The organism is Micromonospora tulbaghiae, from assembly GCF_900091605.1.
GTDB lineage: Bacteria > Actinomycetota > Actinomycetes > Mycobacteriales > Micromonosporaceae > Micromonospora > Micromonospora tulbaghiae.
In genome coordinates this window covers 155,798-179,468 of record NZ_FMCQ01000001.1, presented here as the reverse complement: position 1 = coordinate 179,468, position 23,671 = coordinate 155,798, and the positions used below count along the sequence as shown (strand labels likewise).

At 71.5% G+C, this 23,671-nt stretch carries 19 protein-coding genes; 10 read left to right on the top strand and 9 right to left on the bottom strand.

All coding sequences use genetic code 11. From position 1 onward, the window contains the following. Positions 1 to 35: 35 nt before the first annotated feature. Entirely contained in the window at positions 36 to 1,646 is a 1,611-nt protein-coding gene (locus GA0070562_RS00815; protein WP_175438581.1) for a protein kinase family protein, read from the bottom strand. Between the two features lie 409 nt (positions 1,647 to 2,055). Then, positions 2,056 to 3,804 (bottom strand): murein biosynthesis integral membrane protein MurJ, encoded by a 1,749-nt coding sequence (murJ, locus tag GA0070562_RS00810; RefSeq protein WP_091413504.1) that lies wholly within the window; start codon positions 3,802 to 3,804, stop codon positions 2,056 to 2,058. A 132-nt stretch (positions 3,805 to 3,936) separates the two neighbouring features. On the opposite strand from murJ, the gene GA0070562_RS00805 reads away from it, so the two are divergent. After that, positions 3,937 to 5,397 carry a CCA tRNA nucleotidyltransferase gene (locus GA0070562_RS00805; RefSeq protein WP_091413501.1) on the top strand — a complete coding sequence of 487 codons (1,461 nt, stop codon included), beginning with the start codon at positions 3,937 to 3,939 and terminating at the stop codon, positions 5,395 to 5,397. A gap of 177 nt (positions 5,398 to 5,574) precedes the next feature. Continuing rightward, positions 5,575 to 7,611, top strand: a complete 2,037-nt coding sequence (locus GA0070562_RS00800; protein ID WP_091413498.1) for a S8 family serine peptidase — start codon at positions 5,575 to 5,577, stop codon at positions 7,609 to 7,611. Between the two features lie 58 nt (positions 7,612 to 7,669). On the opposite strand, the gene GA0070562_RS00795 is transcribed toward GA0070562_RS00800, so the two are convergent. Both GA0070562_RS00795 and GA0070562_RS00790 read right to left on the bottom strand, forming a co-directional pair. Beyond that, the gene (locus GA0070562_RS00795; protein ID WP_091413495.1) at positions 7,670 to 9,178 is read right to left on the bottom strand and encodes a flotillin family protein; all 1,509 of its coding nucleotides are present in this window, start codon (positions 9,176 to 9,178) and stop codon (positions 7,670 to 7,672) included. A gap of 27 nt (positions 9,179 to 9,205) precedes the next feature. After that, positions 9,206 to 9,748 (bottom strand): NfeD family protein, encoded by a 543-nt coding sequence (locus GA0070562_RS00790; RefSeq protein ID WP_091413492.1) that lies wholly within the window; start codon positions 9,746 to 9,748, stop codon positions 9,206 to 9,208. A 71-nt stretch (positions 9,749 to 9,819) separates the two neighbouring features. Between GA0070562_RS00790 and GA0070562_RS00785 the strand changes: the two genes are divergently transcribed. Further along, complete coding sequence (locus GA0070562_RS00785; RefSeq protein WP_047892731.1) at positions 9,820 to 10,299, top strand: methylated-DNA--[protein]-cysteine S-methyltransferase; 480 nt, start codon at positions 9,820 to 9,822, stop codon at positions 10,297 to 10,299. Between the two features lie 63 nt (positions 10,300 to 10,362). On the opposite strand, the gene GA0070562_RS00780 is transcribed toward GA0070562_RS00785, so the two are convergent. Together GA0070562_RS00780 and GA0070562_RS00775 are read right to left on the bottom strand one after the other, a co-directional pair. Beyond that, positions 10,363 to 11,442, bottom strand: coding sequence for an inositol-3-phosphate synthase (locus GA0070562_RS00780; RefSeq protein WP_013289364.1), 1,080 nt, complete (start codon positions 11,440 to 11,442; stop codon positions 10,363 to 10,365). A gap of 23 nt (positions 11,443 to 11,465) precedes the next feature. After that, positions 11,466 to 12,104 carry a PadR family transcriptional regulator gene (locus GA0070562_RS00775; RefSeq protein WP_013289363.1) on the bottom strand — a complete coding sequence of 213 codons (639 nt, stop codon included), beginning with the start codon at positions 12,102 to 12,104 and terminating at the stop codon, positions 11,466 to 11,468. Between the two features lie 174 nt (positions 12,105 to 12,278). Between GA0070562_RS00775 and GA0070562_RS00770 the strand changes: the two genes are divergently transcribed. From GA0070562_RS00770 to GA0070562_RS00760, 3 genes are all read left to right on the top strand, one after another. Beyond that, entirely contained in the window at positions 12,279 to 12,725 is a 447-nt protein-coding gene (locus GA0070562_RS00770; protein ID WP_091413490.1) for a DUF5318 domain-containing protein, read from the top strand. 194 nt (positions 12,726 to 12,919) lie between these two features. After that, a complete protein-coding gene (locus GA0070562_RS00765; RefSeq protein ID WP_091413487.1) occupies positions 12,920 to 15,745 on the top strand; it encodes a transglycosylase domain-containing protein in 2,826 nt (941 codons plus the stop codon). A 120-nt stretch (positions 15,746 to 15,865) separates the two neighbouring features. Then, positions 15,866 to 17,422, top strand: a complete 1,557-nt coding sequence (locus GA0070562_RS00760; RefSeq protein ID WP_091413485.1) for a glycosyltransferase family 87 protein — start codon at positions 15,866 to 15,868, stop codon at positions 17,420 to 17,422. 21 nt (positions 17,423 to 17,443) lie between these two features. On the opposite strand, the gene GA0070562_RS00755 is transcribed toward GA0070562_RS00760, so the two are convergent. Both GA0070562_RS00755 and GA0070562_RS00750 read right to left on the bottom strand, forming a co-directional pair. Beyond that, positions 17,444 to 19,453, bottom strand: coding sequence for a hypothetical protein (locus GA0070562_RS00755; RefSeq protein WP_091413482.1), 2,010 nt, complete (start codon positions 19,451 to 19,453; stop codon positions 17,444 to 17,446). After that, positions 19,450 to 20,232, bottom strand: coding sequence for a deoxyribonuclease IV (locus GA0070562_RS00750; protein WP_091413479.1), 783 nt, complete (start codon positions 20,230 to 20,232; stop codon positions 19,450 to 19,452). Before GA0070562_RS00750 ends, GA0070562_RS00755 begins: the two co-directional genes overlap by 4 nt. Positions 20,233 to 20,867: 635 nt before the next feature. Here GA0070562_RS00750 and rpsF point away from each other — a divergent pair. The 4 genes from rpsF to rplI all read left to right on the top strand — a co-directional run bounded on the left by rpsF (position 20,868) and on the right by rplI (position 22,511). Then, complete coding sequence (gene rpsF, locus GA0070562_RS00745; RefSeq protein ID WP_013289357.1) at positions 20,868 to 21,158, top strand: 30S ribosomal protein S6; 291 nt, start codon at positions 20,868 to 20,870, stop codon at positions 21,156 to 21,158. A gap of 80 nt (positions 21,159 to 21,238) precedes the next feature. Continuing rightward, positions 21,239 to 21,769 (top strand): single-stranded DNA-binding protein, encoded by a 531-nt coding sequence (locus GA0070562_RS00740; RefSeq protein ID WP_175438580.1) that lies wholly within the window; start codon positions 21,239 to 21,241, stop codon positions 21,767 to 21,769. 41 nt (positions 21,770 to 21,810) lie between these two features. Beyond that, positions 21,811 to 22,050 (top strand): 30S ribosomal protein S18, encoded by a 240-nt coding sequence (rpsR, locus tag GA0070562_RS00735; protein ID WP_007073789.1) that lies wholly within the window; start codon positions 21,811 to 21,813, stop codon positions 22,048 to 22,050. A 14-nt stretch (positions 22,051 to 22,064) separates the two neighbouring features. Continuing rightward, positions 22,065 to 22,511: a 50S ribosomal protein L9 gene (gene rplI / locus GA0070562_RS00730; protein WP_091413477.1), complete on the top strand. Its 447-nt coding sequence runs from the start codon at positions 22,065 to 22,067 to the stop codon at positions 22,509 to 22,511. A gap of 66 nt (positions 22,512 to 22,577) precedes the next feature. Here rplI and GA0070562_RS30505 read toward each other — a convergent pair whose 3' ends face one another. Next, positions 22,578 to 23,345 (bottom strand): hypothetical protein, encoded by a 768-nt coding sequence (locus GA0070562_RS30505; protein ID WP_254663700.1) that lies wholly within the window; start codon positions 23,343 to 23,345, stop codon positions 22,578 to 22,580. Positions 23,346 to 23,671: the final 326 nt, after the last annotated feature.

Genomic DNA, 23,671 nt, shown 5'->3' with positions numbered 1-23,671 from the left:
CCGGAGGAGGTGGCGCGGCGGGGACGGCGGCCGGGTCACGAGCCCTGGACCACGATCTCCTGGACGCCGAGCTTCCAGCCGCTGCCGCTGTCCTTCGCCGGCAGCTTGGTGATCCAGAACAGCAGGTACTGGTACTTCTGGTCGGGCTCGAACGCGTTGAAGATCATCTTGGTGCCGCCGTCCTCGTTCGGCGGCCCGATCAACGTCGAGTAGGCGTTGACCAGCTGCTTGTCGCCGGCGGAGGTGGACGGGAAGTCGCCGCGGGCGCCGGTGCGCAGCTCGACGGTGGCGCCCGTGGCGGACAGCGTGGCCTCCAGCTGCTTGACCGAGTGCGGGGCGCCCAGGTCGATCCAGACGCCCATGCCCTTCTTGATCCCGCCGAACTTGCCGTTGTTGCGGTAGCTGTTGGTCTCCCAGCCCTCGTCGTCGTTCCCGTCGATCACCTTCTCGGCGTTGCGCACCTCGGCGCGGTCGCCGTCCGGGTCGATGATCCGTACGTCGTCGATGGTGAGCTTGCGGACCTGCGCGGCGGGCTCGTCCCCGCCCCCGGTGGCCGGCGCGCTGTTCGACGGCTGGGCGACCGGCTCCTTGCCGCCGTCGTCGCCACCACCGAGCGCGTTGATGCCGATGAGCAGCCCGACCAGGGCCACAGCCAGCAGACCGGCGATGCCGATGGCGACCTTGCGACCACCGGCCGCGGCCAGCGGGGAGGGCTCCTCGCCGGGCTCGGCGGTGAAACGCAGCGGGCCGGCCTGCTCCAGGAACTGCTCGTCGGCCGGGATGTCGAGCCGGCTCAGCTCGGCGGCCAGCACGTCCGACGACGGCGGCGCGATCTCCGAATCGAGCAGGTCCATGGTGAGGTCGTCGAGGTAGGCGGGCACACCGGCGCGCATCTGCCGGGGCGCGGCGATCGCGCCACCGGCGTCCCGGACGGCGTCCGGCAGGGCGGCGCGGCCGTGCCCGGCGGTGGCGCCGTGCAGCGGGGCCTCGCCGTGCGGCCAGTGCCCGGTCAGGGCGAAGTAGAGCACCCCGCCGACCGCGCGCAGGTCGTTCTCCTGGCTGTCCGCCCCGTCGGTACGCGCGTCGGCGAGCACCACCCGGCCGTCGTCGCTGATCATGACGGTGCCGGGGTGGAGGTTGCCGTGCACCATGCCGGTGGCGTGCACGGCGGCGAGGGCGCTGGCGACGGCATTGCCGATCGCGGTGGCCCGGGCCGGGTCCAGCGGCCCGTCGGCGGCGACCATCTCGCGCAGCGACTGCCCGTCGACCCACTCGCGGACCACGTAGGCCCGGTCGTCCTCGTCGATCGCGTCGTAGACGCCGACCAGGTTGGGGTGGATGACGCGGCTCGCGGCGACCGCGGCCTGAAGCATCTCGGTGGCGGAGTCGCCACCCGGGTAGCGGAGGACCACGGCGACGGGACGGCGGAGCACCACGTCGACACCGCGCCAGACCAGCCGGCCCGCGCTGTCGTTGTTGATGTGCTCGACCAGTTCGTACCGCTCCGCGAGCAGCTCACCGACCGTGGGAGCACCGAAGGTCACGACCGCAGGAGAGGTCTCCTCCGCTTCCTGACCCTCGCCGACCTGGGTCACCCGTCCTCCCTCGGTGATCGCGTCGATCGATGGACCCGTGCTGCTGGGCATGTGGCTTCCCGCTCTGCCTTCGGTGGAACGGCCGCGGTGTCGACACCCGCGTCGATCCCGGTCGTACCCGTCGAGAGCGACCTTACCCGGGATGCCCGGTTCTCCGACATGTCATCTTCCCGCTGTGACCGGCCGGAAGGCCAGTCGCCACGGGCCCCGGCCGGGTCGCCCGCCCACCCGGCGGGCAAGCCGGACACGCACCGCCAATCTAGAGGTTGACGGCAACGAAGCGGCACAGGGGCGTACCGGTGCGGCGGCGGGGAGGTTTTCCCCGCCCCGGCCTGCGCTCCCTCGTCCGTACGGTTGGTTGTCCACAGGCCGAGAGGCCCATTGGACGGCGGAATTCCAAGTTATCCACAGCCGTATCCCCAGCCTGGTGATCCTCGTTCACCGTCGGTCACCGAGCGGGTCAACGCCCGAGGCGCCGCCGGACCATCCCGACCACCTCGGTGATCTCGCCGATCCGCAGCACCATGGCGAGCCCGAGGTAGGTCGCGCCGATCGCCGCGCCGCCGATCACCAACTGGACCGCGGCGGCGAGCCAGCTCAGACTCGCCGGGTCGCCGGGGAGCACCGCGACCACGAGCACGCCGACGAGCGCGGCGCCGAGCGCCGCCACGACCACCCGGCCGAGCGTCCGCATGATCCCGCCCAGCCCGATCCGGCCCACCCGGGGCCGCAGCAGCATCGCCGAGATGATCGCCGCCGCCAGGTACGACACCGCGTTGCCGAGCATCATTCCGGCCGCCGCGAACGTGTTCGAGAAGAGCAGGAACAGGCCCACCTGGAGCAGGACCCGCAGCGCCACCACCGGAATGTTGATCAGAGCCGGGGTGCGGGTGTCCGGCAGCGCGTAGAACGCGAAGGTGAAGAGCTGGCTCACCGCGAACGGCACCAGGCCGATCGCCGCCACCAGCAGGACGGTCGAGGTGGCCACCGCGTTGTCGCCGGTGAACGCGCCGTACCGGAACACCACCACCGAGATCGGGGCGGCCAGCACCGCGTAGCAGACCGCGATGGGTGCGAGCACCGCGGTGACCATCCGGGTGCCCCGGGACAGGTCGGCGGTGACGTCGTGGAACCGGTTCTCGGCGGCCGCCGCGCTCATCCGGGGCATCAGCGCGGTGATGATCGAGACGGCGATGATGCCGTGCGCCATCATCAGCAGCAGGAAGACGTTGTTGTAGATCAGCAGGCCGGCGTTCTCGCCGTCCCCGCCGGTGGCCCGGTTGAGCAGGTTGACCACCACGAAGAGGCCGAGCTGGTTGACCGCGACGTAGCAGAACATCCAGGCGCCGAGCCGGGCCAGCTCGCGCAGCCCCAGCTCGCGGAAGTCGAACCGCGCCTTCCACCGGAAGCCGACCTTGCGCAGTGCGGGCAGCAGGCCGATCGCCTGCACCGCCACGCCCAGCAGCGTGCCGCCGCCGACCAGCAGGATCCGGTCCCAGCCCACCTCGTCGGGCCGGAGGCCGGTCGCGCCGAAGACGACGATGTACAGGCCGAACGTGCCGATCGACACGAGGTTGTTGAGGATCGGCGCCCACATCGGGGCGGCGAAGTGCCCCCGGGTGTTCAGCACCGCGGCGATCAGCGCGCTGATGCCGGTGAAGAACAGCATCGGCAGCATCAGGTACGACAGCCGGGTGACGAGCGTGGTGTACGCCGCGTCGTCGCCACCGGCCGCGTACACGGCGGTCAGCACCGGGGCCAGCAGCACCGCGATCAGCGCGGTCGCGGCCAGTGCCAGCACCGCGAGGGTGAGCAGGCGCTGCGCGTACGCCTCGCCCCGGTCCGCGTCGATCTTGCGGCGGCGGACCAGCACCGGAACCAGGACGCTCGTCAGCACGCCGCCGAGCAGGAACTCGTACACCTGGTTGGGCAGGAACTGGGCGGTGGTGAACGCGTCGCCGACCATGGTGCCGAGCGCGGCGCCGATCATCAGGTTGCGGACGAACCCCGTACCGCGGCTCACCAGGCTGCCGATGGCCATCACCGCGCTGTTCGCCGCGGCGCTGGTCTCGGCGACCACCTCCTGCGGCGGCGCGACGGCCTCGACGGCGGGCTGGTTCAGCGGCTCGGCCGAGATGAAGGTGGCGCCGTCGTCCGGCGGCAGGCCGCCGCCGTGCGCGTTCGCGCTGCGGTAGAGCCCGCCGCTCATCTGCCAGCCTCCAAGGGGTACGTGGCGACCGGGCCCGGCCGGCCCCGCCCAACCGGAACCTTAGTCAACCCGGGCCCGTTACCCGCGCCCGGCGCGGTCGATCCACCTCCGGCCCGATAGGCTGGCGATCCCATGTCCGAAGCCTCCGCCTCCCACGCCGCCGACCGCCGCGAACTGACCGCCGCGCAGCGCAACGCCGTCGCCGAACTGCTCCGAGTCTCACCGGTCGCCGACGAGCTGGGCCGGCGCTTCGCCCAGGCCGGTCACGAACTGCACCTGGTGGGCGGATCCGTCCGCGACGCGCTGCTCGGCCGGCTCGGCAACGACCTCGACTTCTGCACCGACGCCCACCCGGACGAGACCATCAAGGTCATCCGCGGCTGGGCCGAGTCGATCTGGGAGACCGGACGCGAGTTCGGCACCATCGCCTGCCAGCGCGACGGCCTCAACCTGGAGATCACCACGTTCCGCGCGGAGGTCTACGACCAGGTCAGCCGCAACCCGGTGGTGCAGTACGGCACCAGCCTGACCGAAGACCTCAAGCGCCGCGACTTCACAGTCAACGCGATGGCGGTCAGCCTCCCCGACCACCGGTTCACCGACCCGTACGGCGGGCTGGCCGACCTGGCCGAAAAGGTCATTCGTACCCCCGGAACGCCGCAGGAGTCGTTCCGCGACGACCCGCTGCGGATGCTGCGCGCGGCCCGGTTCGCCGCCCAGCTCCGCTTCGCCGTCCACCCGGACGTCCGCGCGGCCATGACCGAGATGGCCGGCGACCTGGACCGGATCACCGCCGAGCGGATCCGGGACGAGTTCACCAAGCTGCTCTGCGGCGCCGACCCGATCACCGGGCTGCGCCTGCTGGTCGACAGCGGGCTGGCCGAGCGCTTCCTGCCCGAGCTGACCGGGCTGAAGCTCACCATCGACGAGCACGCCCAGCACAAGGACGTCTACGAGCACACGCTCACAGTGGTCAGCAACGCCATGTCGATGGAGTCCGACGGCTGCGACTTCGTGCTGCGCATGGCCGCGCTGATGCACGACGTCGGCAAGCCCGCCACCAAGGCGGTCGGCGCGGACGGCCGGGTCAGCTTCCACCACCACGAGGTGGTCGGCGCCCGGCTCACCAAGAACCGCATGAAGGCGCTGCGCTACTCCAAGGAGATCACCTCCCAGGTGGTCAAGCTGGTCGGGCTGCACCTGCGCTTCTACGGGTACGGCCGCGGCGAGTGGACCGACTCGGCGGTGCGCCGGTACGTCACCGACGCCGGTGACCTGCTGTCCCGGCTGCACAAGCTGACCCGCTCCGACTGCACCACCCGCAACCGGCGCAAGGCCGCCCAGCTCGCGGCCGACTACGACGCGCTGGAGGAGCGGATCGCCCGGATCGCCGCCGAGGAGGACCTGGCCCGGGTCCGGCCCGACCTGGACGGCAACGCGATCATGGAGCTGCTCGGCGTACCGCCGGGGCCGGTGGTCGGCCGCGCCTGGCAGTACCTGAAGGAGCTGCGTCTGGAGCGCGGCCCGCTGGACCGCGACGAAGCCGAGGCGGAGCTGCTGCGCTGGGCACGCGACGAGGGCATCACCAGCTGAGACCGGCGTCCGTGATCTGACGACGATACGGCGGCGTGTCGACCGAACGGTTGACCCGTTCCGGTCGATGTCTCCCGCATGATGAGTCATCGGCAGCCGCCGAATCGACAAATGCGGCTGTTCCGATCTCATCCGCCCGTCCGCTCCGGACGGTCGCTGGATACGGGGAGTCAATTCATGACACGTCACGGCGGCCTGCGCCGCTCCGCGCTCGTGGGGCTCGCCCTCACCAGCGCCACCTCCATCCTCTGCGCCACAGTCGCCGGCCCCGCCCTGGCCGACCCGAAGCGACCGTCGCTCCGCGGCGCCGGCACGGCCGAGGCGGTGTCCGGCCGCTACATCGTGGTCCTCAAGAAGGGCAAGACCACCCCGGCCAAGGTGAAGTCCGCCGCCTCCGCGCTGGCCGGCGAGCACGGCGGCACCGTCCGCCGGGTCTTCGGCAAGGCGCTGAACGGCTACTCCGCCACGATGGACGCCCGGCAGGCCGCGCGGCTCGCCGCCGACCCGGACGTCGAGTACGTCCAGCAGGTCCAGCGCTGGAGCACCGCCGGCACCCAGACCACCCCGCCGTGGGGCTTGGACCGCATCGACCAGCTCAAGACCCGGACCGACGGCAAGTACACCTATCCGGCGACCGGCGCCGGGGTGACCGCCTATGTGATCGACACCGGCATCGACATCGACCACCAGGACTTCGGCGGGCGGGCCCGCAACGGCTACGACGCCGTCGAGCAGGACAACGTCGCCCAGGACTGCCACGGGCACGGCACCCACGTGGCGGGCACGATCGGCGGTACGACGTACGGCGTCGCGAAGGCCGTCGAGATGGTCGCCGTCCGGGTCCTCAACTGCGACGGCGAGGGCGACAGCGAGCAGGTGATCGCCGGCATCGAATGGGTCACCACCAACGCCACCGGGCCGTCCGTCGCGAACATGAGCCTCGGCGTCGGCCGCGTCGACCAGGCCGTGAACGACGCGGTCGCCCGCTCGATCGCTTCCGGCATCACGTATGCGGTCGCCGCCGGCAACAGCATGTCGAACGCCTGCGAGTCCTCGCCGGCGAGCGTGCCCGCCGCCATCACGGTCGGCGCCACCGACCGGGTGGACATGCGTGCCTGGTTCTCCAACTACGGCCGCTGCCTGGACCTGTTCGCCCCCGGCACCGGCATCGTCTCGGCCAGGGCCGGCACCAGCGCCGGTACCGAGTCGATGAGCGGCACCTCGATGGCGTCCCCGCACGTGGCGGGCGCCGCCGCGCTGCTGCTGGAGGAGCACCCGGGCTGGTCGCCGCAGCAGGTGCGGGACTCGGTCGTGACCACCGGCATCGGCGGGGCGGTGCACGACATCATGGGCTCCACCGACCGGCTGCTGCACATTGGCGCGGCGGCGACGGCGCGCGGCTCGTACGGGCTCAAGGCCCGGGGCAACGGCCGGTACGTCACGGCGGAGAGCGCCGGGGCGAAGCCGCTGATCGCCCGCGGCACCACCATCGGGGCCTGGGAGAAGTACGACGTGGTCGACGCCGGCGGAGGGCTGTTCGGCCTGCGGGCGCGGGTCACGAACAAGTTCGTCACGGCGGAGAGCGCCGGCGTGAAGCCGCTGATCGCCCGCGCGGCCACCATCGGCGCCTGGGAGAGGTTCCAGATCATCGACAACACCGACGGCACGATCAGCCTGAAGGCGGCGATCAACGGCAGGTACGTCACCGCGCCCAGCACCACCTCGCCGCTGATCGCGAGCAAGACCGCGATCGGCACCGCCGAGAAGTTCGACTTCGACGCCCCGGCGCCGCTGGTGAGCATCAAGTCGGTGGTCAGCGGCAAGTTCGTGACGGCGGAGAGCGCCGGGGCGAAGCCGCTGATCGCCCGCTCCGCGACCGTCGGCGCCTGGGAGAAGTACGAGCTGGTGAACGTCGGTGACGGCTTCGGCACCTTCGGCCTGAAGGCCCAGATCAACGGCAAGTTCGTGACGGCGGAGAGCGCCGGGGCGAAGCCGCTGATCGCCCGGGGTGCCTCGATCGGCGCGTGGGAGGGGCTGTCGCTCCTCCACTACAACGCCGACGGCTCGGTCTACCTCTACGCGAACATCAACGAGAAGGCGGTCACCGCCGGCAGCGCCGGCACCAGCCAGCTCATCGCCAGCCGGACCATCGACTGGGGCGGCCCGCCCTACGATCTGGGCGAGGGCGAGAAGTTCGTCATCGCCGTGCTCTGATCCGCACCACCGCACGACGCCCGCCGGCTCCCCGAGGGGAACCGGCGGGCGTCCGTCGTCACTGGGTGACGGCGGTGCCGTCCACAGTGGTCTTGCCGTTGTTCTGCGCGCTGCTGCCCAGCCGCGCGAGGAGCCCGGCCAGGTCGATGCCGGTCAGGTCGCTGCCGAGCTGGAGGCCCTGGGCGACGTTGCCGGCCACGGACTTGGTCAGCGACGAGGCGCCGTCGGTGGAGATCACTGTCATCTTGTCGATCGCGCCGATCGGGGCGCTGGCCGCGCCGACCACCTCGGGCAGCACCTTGACCAGCAGGTCCAGAACGGCCGCCTCGCCGTACGCGGCGAACGCCTCGGCCTTGCGGGCCATCGCGTCGGCCTCGGCCTGACCCTTGGCGAGGATGGCCGCCGCCTCGGCCTGGCCCTCCCGCTCGACCGCCTCGGCGATCGCGGAACGACGGCGCTGCTCGGCCTCGCCCTCCTTGGCGCCCTCGATCGCGTTCGCCTCGGCCAGCGCGGCCCGGCGGGCCCGCTCGCCCTCACCGGTGAGGCGGGCCTGCTCGGCGGAGGCCTGGGCGGCGGCGATGGTGGCCTGCCGCTGCGCGTCGGCGTTGAGCACCGCCGCGTTGCGGGCCGCCTCGGCCTCCTGCTCGACCTTGTACCGGGCCGCGTCGGCCGGCTTGCGCACCTCGGTGTCGAGCTGGCGCTGCTTCAGCTCGGCGTTGCGCTCGGCCACCTTCTGCTGCTCGGAGAGGATCGCCTGGTCCCGCTCGGCCTGCGCGAGCGGCCCGGCCGCGGCCGACTTCGCCTTTGCCGCGTCGATCTCGGCCTGGATGCCGGCCTGCTTGAGCGCCAGGTTCCGGTTGGCCTCGGCGATCGCCTCCTCGGCGAGCAGCCGCTCCTGCTCGGCCTGCTGCCGGGCCCGCGCCTCGGCGATGGCCGCGTCCTTGAGCACCCGGGCCGCCTCCGGCCGCCCCAGATCCTGGAGGTAGGAGCCCTCGGCCAGGATGTCCTGGAGCTGGAACGTGTCCAGCACCAGGCCCTGGTTGGTCATCGAGTGCTCGGCCTCCTCGGCGACCGCGCTGGCGAACGCCGCCCGGTCCCGGATGATCTCCTCGACGGTGAGCCGCCCGACGATCGAGCGCAGCGCGCCGGCCAGCACCTCGCGGGTGAAGTTGTCGATTTCCTCCTGCTGGTTCAGGAAGCGCTGGGCGGCGGCGCGGATCGCGTCCTCGGTGCCGCCGACCTTCACGATCGCCACGCCGTGCAGCTCGGTGCGGATGCCCTGCTTGCTCACCGCGCCCCGGATGCTGACGTCGATCCGGCGGCTGGACAGGTCGAGCGACTGGAGCTTCTGCACCACCGGCAGCACGAACACCGAGGCGCCGAGCACGACCTTCTGCCCGGACATGTCGGTGGAGCGGGCGCCGTCGGCGGTCTGGGTGGTGCGGCCCTTGCGGCCGGTGACGATGAACGCCTGGTTCGGCCCGGCCACCTTGATCCGGGAGAGCACGAATAGGACGAGGACGACGGCGAGGAGGACCGCGCCGCCGATGGCGACGAGCAGGGGCATGGGCGTTCCCGTCTGTGTGGTGGTGTGTCAGTAGGTCTCGACGTGCACGCTGGTCTCGCTCAGTGCTTCGACCACGAAGATCCGGGTGCCGACCGGGATCGGCCCGTCGGCGCGGGCGTTGAGCTTCACCGGCTGGCCGGCGAGGCGTACCCGCACCTCGCCGTAGCCGCCGCTGGGGATCGGCGTCACCACCAGGCCGATCGCGCCGGCCAGGTGGTCGCGGGTGGGTGTGGCGTCCGTGCGCATGTTGCGGGCCGCGCGGCTCAGCCGCGCCGCCAGCCAGCCGGTGGGCACGGCGGCGAGCGCGCCGGCGGCCACCGCCGCCGCGATCATTCCGGGGGTACGGCCCCCGAGCAGCTCGTTGACGATCGCGCCGCCGAAACCGAACGCCCCGGTGAACCCGGCGGCCGCCTCCAGCGACACCGGCCCGTCGACGTCCGGCTGGCCGAGGTGGAGCACTCCCGAGCCGAGCAGGGCGAGCGTCAGCACGCCGACACCGACCCCGCCGATGATCAGGAAGATGAGCGTCCCGGTGGCCATGACCTGCACGGTATCGACGCCGTGCAACATCGACTTCGCTCAGCGGTCGTCCAGCCCGCCCTCAGCGAGGCGATGCCGGCGGGCGCGCGACAATGGATGCCATGCGCTGGACCGTGCTCGACTCGCCGATCGGGGAGTTCTCCGTCGGCACCGACGACGACGCGGTGCGCGGCGCGCACTTCGGCCGGGTGGACGGGGCGGCCGACGAACCCGGTGACGCGGTGGCCCGGCTGGCGGTGGCGGAGCTGCGGGCGTACTTCGCCGGTGAGCTGACCGAGTTCACGGTGCCGGTGTCGGCGCCCCGGGGCTCGGAGTTCGAGCGCGCGGTGTGGCGGGAGATGACCCGCATCCCGTACGGGGAGACGAAGACCTACGGCGAGGTGGCGAAGGCGGTCGGAGATCCCGGCGGCGCCCGGGCGGTCGGGGTGGCCTGCAACCGCAATCCGGTGCCGGTGATCGTGCCCTGTCACCGGATCGTCGGCGCGGGCGGCAAGCTGGTCGGCTTCGGTGGCGGGCTGCCGCGCAAGGTGACGCTGCTGGAGCTGGAGGCATCAGTGGCGCTGCGGCGAGCCTGGTCCTGACGTACGCGAGGAAAGAAGGCCGGGTCCGCACGGACCCGGCCTTCTTTCTTGCGTGTCAGCGCGTCAGCGCTCGATCTCGCCGGCGATGAACGCCTCGACGGCGGCGTGCGCGTCGTGGTCGGCGTACTGCTCCGGCGGGGACTTCATGAAGTACGAGGAGGCGGAGAGGATCGGGCCACCGATCTTCCGGTCCAGCGCGATCTTCGCGGCGCGGACGGCGTCGATGATGACACCGGCCGAGTTCGGCGAGTCCCACACCTCGAGCTTCAGCTCCGCGTTGAGCGGGGTGTCACCGAAGGAACGGCCCTCCAGGCGGATGTACGCCCACTTGCGGTCGTCCAGCCACGGCACGTGGTCGGACGGGCCGATGTGCACGTCGCTCTTGCTCATCTCGTGCGGGATCTGGGAGGTCACCGACTGGGTCTTCGAGATCTTCTTCGAGACCAGGCGGTTGCGCTCCAGCATGTTCATGAAGTCCATGTTGCCGCCGAAGTTGAGCTGGTACGTGCGCAGCAGCTCGACCCCGCGGTCCTCGAAGAGCTTCGCCAGGGCGCGGTGCACGATGGTGGCGCCGACCTGGCTCTTGATGTCGTCGCCGACGATCGGCAGACCGGCGTCGGTGAACTTCTTCGCCCACTCCGGGTCGGAGGCGATGAAGACCGGCAGGGCGTTCACGAACGCGCAGCCGGCGTCGATCGCGGCCTGGGCGTAGAACTTGTCGGCCTCCTCGGAGCCCACCGGGAGGTAGGAGACGACCACGTCGACCTGCGCGTCGCGCAGCGCCTGCGCCACGTCGACCGGCTTGGCGTCCGACTCCTCGACGATCTCGCGGTAGTACTGGCCGAGACCGTCGAAGGTCGGGCCGCGCTGCACGGTGACGCCGGTCGGCGGCACGTCGCACAGCTTGATCGTGTTGTTCTCGCTGGCGACGATCGCCTCCGCGAGGTCCATGCCCACCTTCTTGGCGTCCACGTCGAACGCCGCGACGAACTTCACGTCCGAGACGTGGTAGTCGCCGAAGGTGACGTGCATGAGACCCGGGACGCGGTCGTTCGGGTCGGCGTTCCGGTAGTACTCCACGCCCTGTACGAGGGACGAGGCGCAGTTACCCACACCGACGATGGCGACGCGGACGGAGCCCATAGCGTCTGCCTCCTTCTTCTTCATCACGGCCGCTCTTTCCTGGACGTTCCAGGCGTGGGCGGGCTGTCGTTGTCTCCTCGGCCACCGGCCGTCCCGGGTCGCGGGTCGGCGGGGGCCCGGCCGGAGCGCTCGTTGGCGATGAGCTCCTCCAGCCAGCGGACCTCGCGCTCACAGGCGTCGAGCCCGTGGCGTTGCAGTTCCAGGGTGTACGCGTCGAGGCGCTCGGCTGCCCGGCCGAGCACGTCACGAAGACCTTCGCGACGTTCCTCGATCTTGCGGCGACGACCTTCCAGGATCCGGAGCCGGGTGGCCTGGTCGGTCCGGGCGAAGAACGCGAAGTGCACGCCGAAGCCCGTGTCGTCGTACGTCTCGGGTCCAGCCTGCGCTATCAGCTGGGCGAAGCGTTCCTTGCCCTCCGCGGTAATGGTGTAGACCACCCGACCGCGTCGGCTGGTCAGCGCGGGAACCTCCTCGGCGGTCGCGGGTGTCTCGGCCGCTTCGGCGATCCATCCCGCCGCCTGCAGCCGACGCAGGGTCGGGTAGAGCGAGCCGTAGCTGATCGCCGCCCGGATGGCACCGAGCTTGGCGGTCAGCTCCTTGCGCAGCTCGTAGCCGTGCATCGACGCCTCCTGCAGGAGGCCGAGGATGGCGAGCTCGAGCACGGGCCATCCCCTCTTTCCCCCTGCGCGGAGCGCTAACCACCGCGATGTATCGAACCGATACATCGCACGTTAGCGGAGAGGGAAGGGTGGGGCAAACCCCTGCTTACGCGACGCGGTCCTCACGCATCGTGACCATGGTCGCCTGGGTTCGCCGGAGCGCGTACCCTTTGCCGCATGCGTACGCAGCGCCAGGTCGTCGACTACTCGCTTCAGAAGCGGGCTGTGCTGCGTGAACTGCTCGCCGGGCGGATCGGCACGTACGACGTCTGCGACGCCTCGCCGTACCTGAAGAACGCTGCTCGCTTCCACGGCGAGCCGACCGACCGCCGCTGCCCGATCTGCCGCAGCGAGAACCTGATCCACGTCCACTACATTTACGGTGACGAACTCAAGCAGTCGGCCGGCCAGGCGCGTACCCGGGCCGAGTTGCCCGTCCTGGCCATGACGCTGCGTGAGTTCCAGGTGTTCGTGGTGGAGGTCTGCCCCGGCTGCGACTGGAACCACCTGGTCGAGCAGTTCCTGCTCGGCCGGGACGGTCTCGCGGGCGAGGCGGAGGACGCGGACGAGTCGGTCGCGGCCAACGGCTCCACCCCTCGGCGAAGGCGAGAGGCGCAACGGTGAACGCGGCTGTCCCGATCACTGCCGGCCCATTCCCCGGGCGGCAGGATCGACAGCCCTTACGCGTAATTGGTCCGAATAGATCGGATTTGACGGGCGATCGCTGGCGCGGCCGGCGGGTAACGTCCCGTGTTCCAGCTCACGGCAACCCGGTGGCGGCGCCCCCGCGCCCCACCGCGACCGGCAGGGTGTGAGGAATGAACTACGGCGATCCCAGTTCTTCGCGTGGGCGGGCCCAGATCCCGGGCCCGAACGGCGACCCCGGTTCCGAAGGGAGCCGGGGCGGGAACGGTTGGTCCGGCGCGGCCCAGGGCGGCGCCTCGGCGCGCGCCTCCGCGACACCGTACGGCGCGGGCGGCCGGGCCTCGGTCGGTGGCGCCGCTCCGGCGCCGCGCGGAGCGGCAGGCGCGGCCCCGGTCGGCCGGGCCGGCGCGGGCGGCCGGGCCTCGGTGCCCGTCTCGCCGGCACCCGGCGCCTCCGGACGCGCGGGCGCCGGCCGGGCGTCGGTGCCGGTCTCCCCGGCCGCTCCGGCCGGACGTGCCTCGGTGGGCGCGGCGAGCGTCGGCGCGGCCGGCGTCGGCGGGCGCGCGAGCGTGGGCGCACGCGCGAGCGTCGGCGCGGCGGCGGTCGGTGGCCGGGCCCGGGTGCCCGGCGCCTCCGGCGGCGGCCCCGGTGGTCCCGGTGGTCCGACCGGCCCCGGCCGGCGTGGCCGCGGTGAGGACCCGGCGCGGGCGAAGAAGCGCCGCCGGATCAACATCCTGATCGCCGGCTTCGCCGTGTTCATCATGCTCGCCGGCATCGGCGTGGTGAGCTTCACCTGGTACTCCACCAAGGTGGTGCTCCCGGAGGACACCATTCCGCCGCTGTCCACCACCATCTACGACTCGAGCGGCAAGACCGCCATCGCCCGGATCGGCGACCAGAACCGCCAGCTGGTCACCATCGACCAGATCCCGGAGCACGTCCAGCACGCGGTCGCCGCGGCTGAGGACCGGAACTTCTACAAGCACTCCGGTGTGGACTACAAGGGCATCGCCCGGGCCGCGTGGAACAACCTCACCGGCGGCGACAAGCAGGGCGCCTCGACCATCACCCAGCAGTACGCGCGCAACGCGTTCGAGAACCTGAACCAGGACACGTACGGCCGCAAGGTGAAGGAGGCGATCCTCGCCTCCAAGCTGAACGACAAGTACGACAAGCGCGTGATCATGCAGCACTACCTGAACGTCATCTACTTCGGCCGCGGCGCGTACGGCATCCAGGCGGCGGCGCGGACCTACTTCGACAAGGACGTCAAGAGCCTGACCGTGGCCGAGGCCGCGGTGCTCGCCGCGCTGATCAAGCAGCCGGAGCCGAGCGCCACCCACCAGGGCTACGACCCGGCGATCAACCCGACCGCCGCACTGGACCGGTGGAACTACGTGGTCAACGGCATGATCACGGAGAAGTGGCTGGATGCGCCGAACACGCCGCAGCACCCCACCGAGTACCCGAAGAACATCGCGAAGCCGAAGAAGAACAGCGGCGGCGGCTTCGGCATCGACACCCCGTACGGCAACATCGTCAACTACGTCTCGCAGGAACTGCGCGAGATGAAGCTCTGCACCGACAACGAGGCCGAGGCGACCGAGAAGAAGCCGCTGTGCGCCAAGGCGCTCAGCCGCGGCGGCTACAAGATCACAACCACCATCAGCCAGAAGATGCAGGAGGCGGCGCTCGCCGCGGCCCAGCGGGCCAAGAAGGGCTCCGAACTCGCCGGCCAGCCGCCGAACCTGATGGCCGCCGTGGTGGCCATCGACCCGAAGACCGGCCGGGTGCTGGCCTACTACGGCGGGGACAACGGCACCGGCACCGACTACGCCGGGAAGAACGTCGACAACGGCGTGGTCAGCGGCGGTCACTCGCCGGGTTCGAGCTTCAAGATCTACACGCTCGCCGCAGCGCTCAAGGAAGGCATCTCCCTCAAGTCCCGGTGGAAGGGCACGGCGTTCACGCCGAAGGGCACCAAGTTCAAGGTCAGCAACGCCGGCGCGGACAAGGTCTCCTGCGGTGACTCCTGCACGCTCGAACTGTCGACGCTGAAGTCGCTGAACGTGCCGTTCTACTACATCACCGAGAAGATCGGCCCGGACAAGGTGCTCGACATGGCCAAGCAGGCCGGCGTCACCACCATGTGGCAGACCGACACCAACCCGGCCAAGGCGCACGACCTGACCAAGGCCGACCCGAAGGACCTGGCTCCGTCGCCGTTCTTCCACGTCCTCGGCTACGGCCAGTACCCGATCACGGTGCTCGACCACGCCAACGGCGTCGCCACGTTCGCCAACCAGGGCGTCTACCACAAGGCGCACTTCGTGAAGCTGGTGCAGAAGCAGAACCCGGACACCGGCAAGTGGGACACGGTCGGCGGGGAGAAGCTCAAGGGGCAGCAGCGGATCGACAAGGACATCGTCGCCGACGTGACGTCCGTGCTGAAGCAGTACCCGGGCCAGATCAACAAGAAGCTCGAGGAGGGCCGCCAGGTCGCCGAGAAGACCGGCACCTGGGAACTCGGTGACAAGACCACCCGCAACGGTGACGCATGGATGATCGGCTACACGCCACAGCTCGCCACCGCGGTCTGGGTCGGCAACGCCAAGGACCGCAAGGCGATCAAGTACAAGGACGGCCGGGACATCAGCGGCGCCCGGATGCCGGGTGACATCTTCCAGCGCTTCATGAACGACGCGCTCAAGGGCAAGGACAAAGAGGAGTTCCCGCCCGCGGCGAACGTCGGCGAGGACGACACCGGCAACGGCGAGGCACCGCCGCCGACGAACGAGCCCGGCCAGCCGGGCGGCCCGAACTGCGACCCGCTGGGCCTGTTCTGCCCCGGCGGCACGCCCGGCGGCGGCACCCCCGGTGGCGGTGACCAGGGTGGAACGCCCGGCGGGGGCGGGCTCCCCGGAGGCGGCGGACGTCCCGGTGGCGGCGGTGGTGGCGGCGGGCTGCTACCGAGCACACCACCGACACGACAGAACTGACGCGTACCACCTGACGGCGGCGGCCGGACCTCGGGTCCGGCCGCCGCCGCGTTTCGCGTACCGGAATTTCTCCGCGCGCGACGGGACGGCGACCCCCGGTGTACGGCAGGATGCCTCTCCATGAGCACCCAGTCGCCCGCAGGCATCGATGAGCCCGGCGCGTCCGAGGCGGCGCCACGATCCGCAGAGACGGTGGACCACCCGTCCCGCTCGGACTGGTTCGTCCGGGGCGCCTCCGGTCTGATCGGCGGGCCGCTCGGCGACCACGCCGTCGCCCTGGACCGGCCCGCCGACCGGGAGAGCCGCTTCTGGACCGCCGGCCGGATCGTGCTGGCGCTCGTCTGCCTCACGCTGGCCCTGCACTGGGTGCAGAAATCGCCCTGCCAGGACGGCGCCTGGCAGAACAACATCCAGTACACCCGGATGTGCTACACGGACGTGCTCGCCCTCTACTACGCCGAAGGGCTCAACGAGGGCAAGGTGCCCTACGCCGACCATCCGGTGGAGTACCCGGTGCTGACCGGTTACTTCATGGGCGCTCTCGGTCTGCCGGTGCACGCCCTCGGTGCCGACAACCCCGCCATCAACCAGGGCCAGTGGTTCTACAACCTGAACGCGCTGGTGCTCGGCGCGCTCGCGGTCGCCACCGTCGCCGTGATCCTCAGCCTGCGCCGACGACGACCCTGGGACGCCGCGTTGTTCGCGCTCTCCCCGGCTCTGGTGCTCACCGCCACCGTCAACTGGGACCTGCTCGCCATCGGCCTGGCCGCGTTCGGCCTGCTGGCCTGGGCGCGCGCCCGCCCCGACCGGTACGCGCTGCTGCTGCCCGGCGTGGCCGGCGTCCTCATCGGACTGGGCGGCGCGGCCAAGATGTGGCCGCTGTTCCTCCTCGGGCCGATCCTGGTCCTCGCGTTGCGCGCCGGCAGAATGCTGGCCGGGCTCGTCGCCACGGCGACCGCGCTGGTGACGCTCGTGGCGGTGAACCTGCCGGTGGCGATCCCCTACCGGGAGAACTGGGAACGCTTCTTCGACCTGAACACCACGCGCCCGATCGACTGGGGCACGCTCTGGTACATCGGCCGCTACCTGGACGGCCGGATCAGCCCGTCCGCACCGGGCGAACTCGGGCCCTTCGAGTGGCTCAACGCGAACATCCCCACCCTCAACTGGCTGTCGTACCTGCTCTTCGGGCTGGCCTGCCTCGGCGTGGCCGGGCTGGCCCTGCTCGCGCCGCGCCGCCCCCGGCTGGCCCAGCTCGCCTTCCTGGTGGTCGCCGCGTTCCTCATCTTCAGCAAGGTGTGGTCCCAGCAGTTCGTGCTCTGGCTGCTGCCGCTCGCGGTGCTCGCCCGGCCGCGCTGGGGCGCGTTCCTGGCCTGGCAGGTCGCCGAGGTCTGCTACTTCGCCGCGTTCTACGGCGAACTGCTCGGCACGGCCATGTCCCGGCCGGTCTTCCCCGAGGGCGTCTTCGTGCTGGCGTCGAGCCTGCGCCTGATCACCGTGGTGGTGCTCTGCGGGTTCGTGATCCGGGACATCATGCGGCCCGAACTGGATGTCGTCCGGCACACCTACGACGACGACCCGGACGGCGGGGTGCTCGACGGCGCGCCCGACGCGCCCTGGCATCAGCGCTGGCGGGCACGAGCCGCCGAACGGCCCGCCGAACCCGTGCCGGTGTGACCGAGACGGTCGTGTTCCGGTCTACAGCCGGAACACGACCGCCTCGCCGACCTGCTCCCGGGTCACGCCCGGCGTGTCGACCGGCCGGTCGAGCATCCCCTCCCACGGGGTGCCCTCCAGCTCGTCGCGCAGCACGACCACGTTCTTCACGCCGATCTGCCGCAGGTAGTCGACGCTCGCGTAGTCCGGGAAGCTGACGGTCGCCTCGCGGATCTGAGCCTGCGAACGCGGCGTGAAACCGCTGCCGCCGTTGACCATCGGCTGGAACCGGTCGGTGGACCAGAGCATCACCGGCTGGTCCAGGTTCTGGCTGCTCGGCAGCACCAGCATCGGGCCGTCGACGGTCCGCATCGCCGCCGGCTGCCGCGGCACCACCGGCTGCGGCGTGGCGTTCAGCCCTTCCACGAGCACCAGCGCCAACGGCAGCAGCGTGGCCAGGCGCAGCCACGGGCCCGGCCACGGCGGCACCCGTTCGGCGGCCAGCTCGCGTACCCGCATGCAGAACGCGGTGACCGCGCCGGCCGCGAGCAGACCCAGCAGCAGCGTGGTCCAGAGCATCATCCGGCCCGGCGTGCGCAGCCCGCTCCAGCCCGGCAGGTAGTCGAACAACGGCACGTAGGTGAACCGGCCGCCGAAGAACCGGGTGCCCATCGCCAGCGCCATCGTCACGAGCACCCCGGCGAGCAGGAAGATCCGGTGCCGGACCCGCCAGACCGAGAAGAACAGGCCACCGGCGGCGAGCGCGTAGAGCGCGAAGCCCGGCAGCAGCGTCATCTCCGGGTGCCAGGGCAGCACGGCGCGGGCGCCCTCGTGCAGCCCGCCCCAGACCCGGGACTCGGCCGGCGCGGTGAAGAAGCCGCTCGCCGGCGGCGAGTAGAGCCCGATGTCACCGAGCGTCCGCTCCGCGTTCGGGTGCAGCTCGGCGACCTTGAAGTACGGCACCGCCAGCGCCGCGCCCACCGCGGCGAAGGCGAGCCCGCCGAACACGTCGGCCAGGAACAGCCGCCGCCCGAACGGACGCTTCACCCGGCGTCGCCGCACGAACCACAGCACCACCGAGACCACACCGGTCCCGGCCAGCATGTACGCGAACGGCAGCCCGATGCCGAACCCCAGGCTGAGCTGCCACGCGGCCACCAGCCACCCGGCGAACGCCCAGCCCGCGTGCCGGCGGCGCGGCCGGTAGCCGTACCGCAGCGACCAGCCGTGACCCCGGGCCAGCATGGCCAGCGCCAGCGGGATGCCGCCGTTGGAGAGGATGTGCAGGTGCCCCGCCTGGGCCAGCAGCCACGGCGCGTAGGCGAAGCTCGCCCCGGCCACCGCGCCGCCGATGCGGCCCGCGCCGAGCTGCCGGGCCAGCACGTACGCGCCGAACGCTGCGAGCGCGTGCGCCAGCACGAACATGATGTTGTAGCGCAGCACGGCGTGCTCCGGGCCGACCCCGATCAGGCCGGCCGGGGCGTACCCGAGGAGCGTGTCGGAGAACGCGAAGCTCCAGTTCTCCGGATAGAACGTGTTCGCGTGCCACAGCATCGCCGGGTCGGTCCGCAGGATGTGGCCGGACCACGCCATCTGCCACGCCTGCAGGCTCGGATCCCAGTAGTCCTGCGGCAGTGTGTGCCGCGGATAGCGCAACGTGGGCCAGGTCATCGCCGCGGCCAGCGCCAGCGCGGCGACGGCGGCGAGCGTCCACTCGTGCGCCAGGAACCGGCCGACCGCGCGGACCGCCCGGCGGGCCCGGCCGAGCACCGGCTCCGGCGCGGGCCCGAACGCGGACCAGGGATCGGCGGGCTTCTCGCCGGCCGTGCCCGTTGCGCTCTTGTCCCCGCTCTCGGCCTTCTTCGCGGCGGCCTCGTCCGTGGTTCCGGCCCCGGACCCGGCGTCCGCCGTGTCGGTCGCCTCGGCCTTGCCGGACGAGGGCGCCTCAGCTGCCTCCTTCGCGTCCGGCCGGTCCTGCGCAGCCGCGCCGCCGTCCTCACGGGACTCGGCGCCGGGCCGGCGGCCGGTGGTGCCGGACTGCTCGGTCGTCACGCCGCCGCGCCCAACTGCCCGCGCAGGAACGCGATGTCGGCGGTCTGGCCCTCGACGCCGCCCGGAGTCTCCACGATCACCGGCGCGCCCGCCGCGCGGATCACCGCCACCAGCAGCTCCGGGTCGATGGTGCCGCCGGTCAGGTTGTCGTGCCGGTCCTGGCCGGAGTTGAACGCACCCTTGGAGTTGTTGGCGTGGATCAGGTCGATCCGGCCGGTGATCGCCTTCACCCGGTCGACCAGGCCCAGCAGTTCCTCGCCGCCGGCGTACGCGTGGCAGGTGTCCAGGCAGAAGCCGACCTCGTGGTCGCCGAGCGCATCCCAGAGCCGGGCCAGCGAGTCGAGGTGCCGGGCGCAGGCGTTGTCGCCGCCGGCGGTGTTCTCGATCAGCACCGGCAGCGGGAAACCGCCCGAGTCCGCCGCGTACGCGAAGGTCTTGCGCCAGTTGTCGAAGCCGACGGCGACGTCGTGGCCGGCGTTGACGTGGCCCCCGTGCACGATCAGCCCTCTGGCCCCGACGTCCGCCGCGGCGGTGGCGTGGGCGAGCAGCAGCTTGCGGCTGGGGATGCGGATCCGGTTGTTGAGCGTGGCCACGTTGATCACGTACGGCGCGTGCACGTAGAGGTCGACGTCGGCGGAGCGCAGGCGCTCGGCGTCCTCGCGCGGCTTCGGGGCCTTCCAGCCCTGCGGGTCGGCCAGGAAGAACTGGACCGCCTCGGCCTGCCGGGCGGCCGCCTCGGCCAGCGGGTCGGTCGGATCGACGTGGGCTCCGATTCGCATGCAGGGCAGCCTACGTCGCGCCTGCGACGGTCGGCGCGCTCGCGGGAGGCCCCCGGCGGGTCGAACGCGTCACCACCCGGGCCGGCGGTCGTTGTCCGAGGTGGGATCGATGGTCGACGCTCCGCCCGCACGTGGTCCACAGCACGGACGGGCGAGGGTGGACCCCCGGAAACGGGACGCCCCGCCGTGCGGCCCGGCACGACGGGGCGGGATCCGCTCGTCGTCCCGGTACGCGAGGCCGGCAGCCGGATCAATTCTTCCATTTGCCCCAAGTGGTGACGAGAGCCATTGTATGGTCAAACCACGTGACAACACGATAAAGCTCCGCGGGGCGTCTTCGATCCAACCTCATCGGTGTGGTCGTTCCTCCCCAGGTCCCACCCAAGGAATGCGGACGGGACGCCCCGCGGTCCCGTGGACAGGGGTCCACCTGCCGGCTCGCCGGAGGTGGGCCCCTGTCGCCGCACCCGGCTCGCCGGGACCACCGGCCCGGCCATGATCGTCCGGACCGGCTATCCTGGTCCGGTTGTCCGTGTGTCCGACCGGGTTCCCCCGGCACCGGCCTCGGGCAGCGACGCACGACCTCCTGCCACGGAAGGACCGTGGCCGCTTAGCCCACAGGAGGTGAGCACGTCTTGCGTCATTACGAAGTAATGGTGATCCTCGACCCCAGCCTCGAGGAGCGCACCGTCGCCCCGTCGCTCGACACGTACCTGAACGTGATCCGGACCGCGGGTGGCTCGGTGGAGAAGACCGACGTGTGGGGCCGCCGGCGCCTCGCGTACGAGATCAACAAGAAGGCCGAGGGCATCTACGCCGTCATCGACCTCCAGGCGACGCCGGAGGCCGTTGGCGAGCTGGACCGTCAGCTCCGACTCAACGAGTCGGTGCTGCGCACCAAGGTCATCCGTCCGGAGATGCGCTGAGCATCTAGACCCGGCACGTCCGGATCAAGCCTCATCCACGCTGTCGTACGGCTCTGAGAGCCTGTACGGCACAACGATGAGTGCGCGAGGAGATGGTCATGGCAGGAGACACCACCATCACGGTCATCGGCAACCTGACCGATGACCCCGAGTTGCGATTCACCCCCTCCGGCGCTGCGGTCGCCAAGTTCCGGGTCGCTTCGACGCCCCGCTTCATGGACAAGGCCTCCGGCGAGTGGAAGGACGGCGAGCCGCTGTTCCTCTCGTGCACGGTCTGGCGCCAGGCCGCCGAGAACGTCGCCGAGTCGCTGCAGCGCGGCGCTCGCGTGATCGTGTCCGGCCGGCTGCGCCAGCGGTCGTACGAGACCCGCGAGGGTGAGAAGCGCACCGTCATCGAGCTGGAGGTCGACGAGATCGGCCCGTCTCTGCGCTACGCCACGGCGAAGGTGCAGAAGATGTCCCGCTCCGGTGGCGGTGGCGGCGGCTTCGGTGGTGGTGGCGGCCAGGGCGGCGGCGGAGGCAACTTCGACGACCCCTGGGCCTCTGCTGCCCCGGCCCCCTCCCGCGCTGGTTCGGGCGGCGGAAACTTCGACGAGGAGCCCCCGTTCTGATGGCGCCGAGCGCCCGCGATCGCAAACCAGGAGCAAGAGCAATGGCGAAGGCTGCGGCACTGCGCAAGCCGAAGAAGAAGGTGAACCCGCTCGACAAGGACGGGATCACCTATATCGATTACAAGGACACCGCGCTGCTGCGCAAGTTCATCTCCGACCGCGGCAAGATCCGCGCTCGGCGGGTGACCGGCGTGACCTCGCAGCAGCAGCGGCAGATCGCCCGTGCGGTCAAGAACGCCCGTGAGATGGCGCTCCTGCCGTACACGGCCACGGCCCGCTGAGAGGAGGCACGGACATGAAGATCATCCTGACTCAGGAGGTGTCCGGCCTCGGCTCTCCGGGCGACATCGTCGAGGTGAAGGACGGCTTCGGCCGTAACTACCTGCTGCCGCAGGGCTTCGCGATCGCCTGGACCAAGGGCGCGGAGAAGCAGGTCACGGTCATCAAGCGGGCCCGCTCGGCCCGCGAGATCCGCGACCTGGGCCACGCCACCGAGGTCAAGACCCAGGTCGAGGGTCTGAAGGTCAACCTGAAGGCCCGCGCCGGCGACGGCGGTCGGCTCTTCGGCTCGGTCACCCCGGCCGAGATCGTCGACGCCGTCAAGGCCGCCGGCGGCCCGACCCTGGACCGCCGCCGGCTGGAGCTGCCCGGCCACATCAAGTCGCTCGGCTCCTACCCGGTCAGCATCCGGCTGCACCCCGAGGTGACCGCCAAGTTCGACCTGAACGTGGTCAAGGGCTGACACCCCGAGCACGACGCGAAAGGCCCGCACCGGTCGCCGGTGCGGGCCTTTCCGCATCCTCGCCGCTCAACCGAGCGGCTTGCCCGTCACCGCGCTGATCACCACCGTGGACAGGCCGCCACCCACCACCGCGGCCGCCAGCGCCACTGTCGCCGACCGCCACGTCGTCCCGACCTGCCGCAGCAGCACCGCCACCACCAGACTGCTCACCATCGCCAGCCCGAACCGCGGCGCCGCCGACACCAGCGACTCCAGCGCGTGTGTGCGCGGCGAGTCACAACCACCGCCGATGATGTCCGTGACGCAGCCCGCCGGAGGCTGGCCGCTCAGGAACAGCAGACCGACCACGAGCAGCACCGCCGGAACCAGATAGCAGGCCGCCGTGTAGACCAGCGGCCGCAACGGACCACCCGGATCCGGGTCCAGCAGGTCGTCCTCCAGCCGCCGGCCCCACGAACCGCCGCCGATCGTCTCCACCCGCCGCCGCAACGTCGACGGCGCCGGCTCCAGCGGGCGACGGCGAGGCACGGTACGCGGACGCGGCGCCGAGTACGCCACCGCGGGCGAGCGGGGAGCCGTCGACGGCGTCTCCATCCACCGCGGATCGTCACCGGAGAGCCGGGTACCCGACCAGAACGCCTCGGCCCGTTCCGGTGACGCCCAACCCTCCCGCACCGGGGGCGCCGAACGGTGCCACGGATCGGCCTCCGCGTACCGGTCGTCGGTGTCCCGCACCGGCTCCAGGAAACCGGTGTCGGTGAACCGGTCCCACTCACCCGTGTGCTCCGTACGGTCCCACCGGCTCTCCGCCCGCTCCCAGCGGTTCGCAGGCACCGGCCGGTCCCAGGCGTGCACCCCTGACGCGTCCCACGGGTCGACAGCGGGCGGCTCCACCTGCTCAGGCGCGGCGCTCCGGCGGCGCTGCCACGGATCCGCCGCAGCCCGCGGCGGCGCCGACTCCGACGACGCCCGCGACCAGGCCGACTCCGACTCCGCCGCCCGTCTCCAGGTCGGCTCCGGTTCCGTGGCGTTCGACGGTGACCGGGCCGCATCCGCCGCCGGCCACCCGGCATCCGTCCCCGATCGGGACCACGCGCCGTCCGGCGCCGCCGTTCGCGACCGGGCGGAGTCCGGCCCCGACGGCGGCGGCCAGGAGGAAC

Bases quoted from the DNA above. Each gene is read 5' to 3' on its own strand.
- GA0070562_RS00815 (WP_175438581.1), bottom strand. From the start codon at position 1,646: ATGCCCAGCAGCACGGGTCCATCGATCGACGCGATCACCGAGGGAGGA.
- murJ (WP_091413504.1), bottom strand. From the start codon at position 3,804: ATGAGCGGCGGGCTCTACCGCAGCGCGAACGCGCACGGCGGCGGCCTG.
- GA0070562_RS00805 (WP_091413501.1), top strand. From the start codon at position 3,937: ATGTCCGAAGCCTCCGCCTCCCACGCCGCCGACCGCCGCGAACTGACC.
- GA0070562_RS00800 (WP_091413498.1), top strand. From the start codon at position 5,575: ATGACACGTCACGGCGGCCTGCGCCGCTCCGCGCTCGTGGGGCTCGCC.
- GA0070562_RS00795 (WP_091413495.1), bottom strand. From the start codon at position 9,178: ATGCCCCTGCTCGTCGCCATCGGCGGCGCGGTCCTCCTCGCCGTCGTC.
- GA0070562_RS00790 (WP_091413492.1), bottom strand. From the start codon at position 9,748: ATGTTGCACGGCGTCGATACCGTGCAGGTCATGGCCACCGGGACGCTC.
- GA0070562_RS00785 (WP_047892731.1), top strand. From the start codon at position 9,820: ATGCGCTGGACCGTGCTCGACTCGCCGATCGGGGAGTTCTCCGTCGGC.
- GA0070562_RS00780 (WP_013289364.1), bottom strand. From the start codon at position 11,442: ATGGGCTCCGTCCGCGTCGCCATCGTCGGTGTGGGTAACTGCGCCTCG.
- GA0070562_RS00770 (WP_091413490.1), top strand. From the start codon at position 12,279: ATGCGTACGCAGCGCCAGGTCGTCGACTACTCGCTTCAGAAGCGGGCT.
- GA0070562_RS00765 (WP_091413487.1), top strand. From the start codon at position 12,920: ATGAACTACGGCGATCCCAGTTCTTCGCGTGGGCGGGCCCAGATCCCG.
- GA0070562_RS00760 (WP_091413485.1), top strand. From the start codon at position 15,866: ATGAGCACCCAGTCGCCCGCAGGCATCGATGAGCCCGGCGCGTCCGAG.
- GA0070562_RS00750 (WP_091413479.1), bottom strand. From the start codon at position 20,232: ATGCGAATCGGAGCCCACGTCGATCCGACCGACCCGCTGGCCGAGGCG.
- rpsR (WP_007073789.1), top strand. From the start codon at position 21,811: ATGGCGAAGGCTGCGGCACTGCGCAAGCCGAAGAAGAAGGTGAACCCG.
- rplI (WP_091413477.1), top strand. From the start codon at position 22,065: ATGAAGATCATCCTGACTCAGGAGGTGTCCGGCCTCGGCTCTCCGGGC.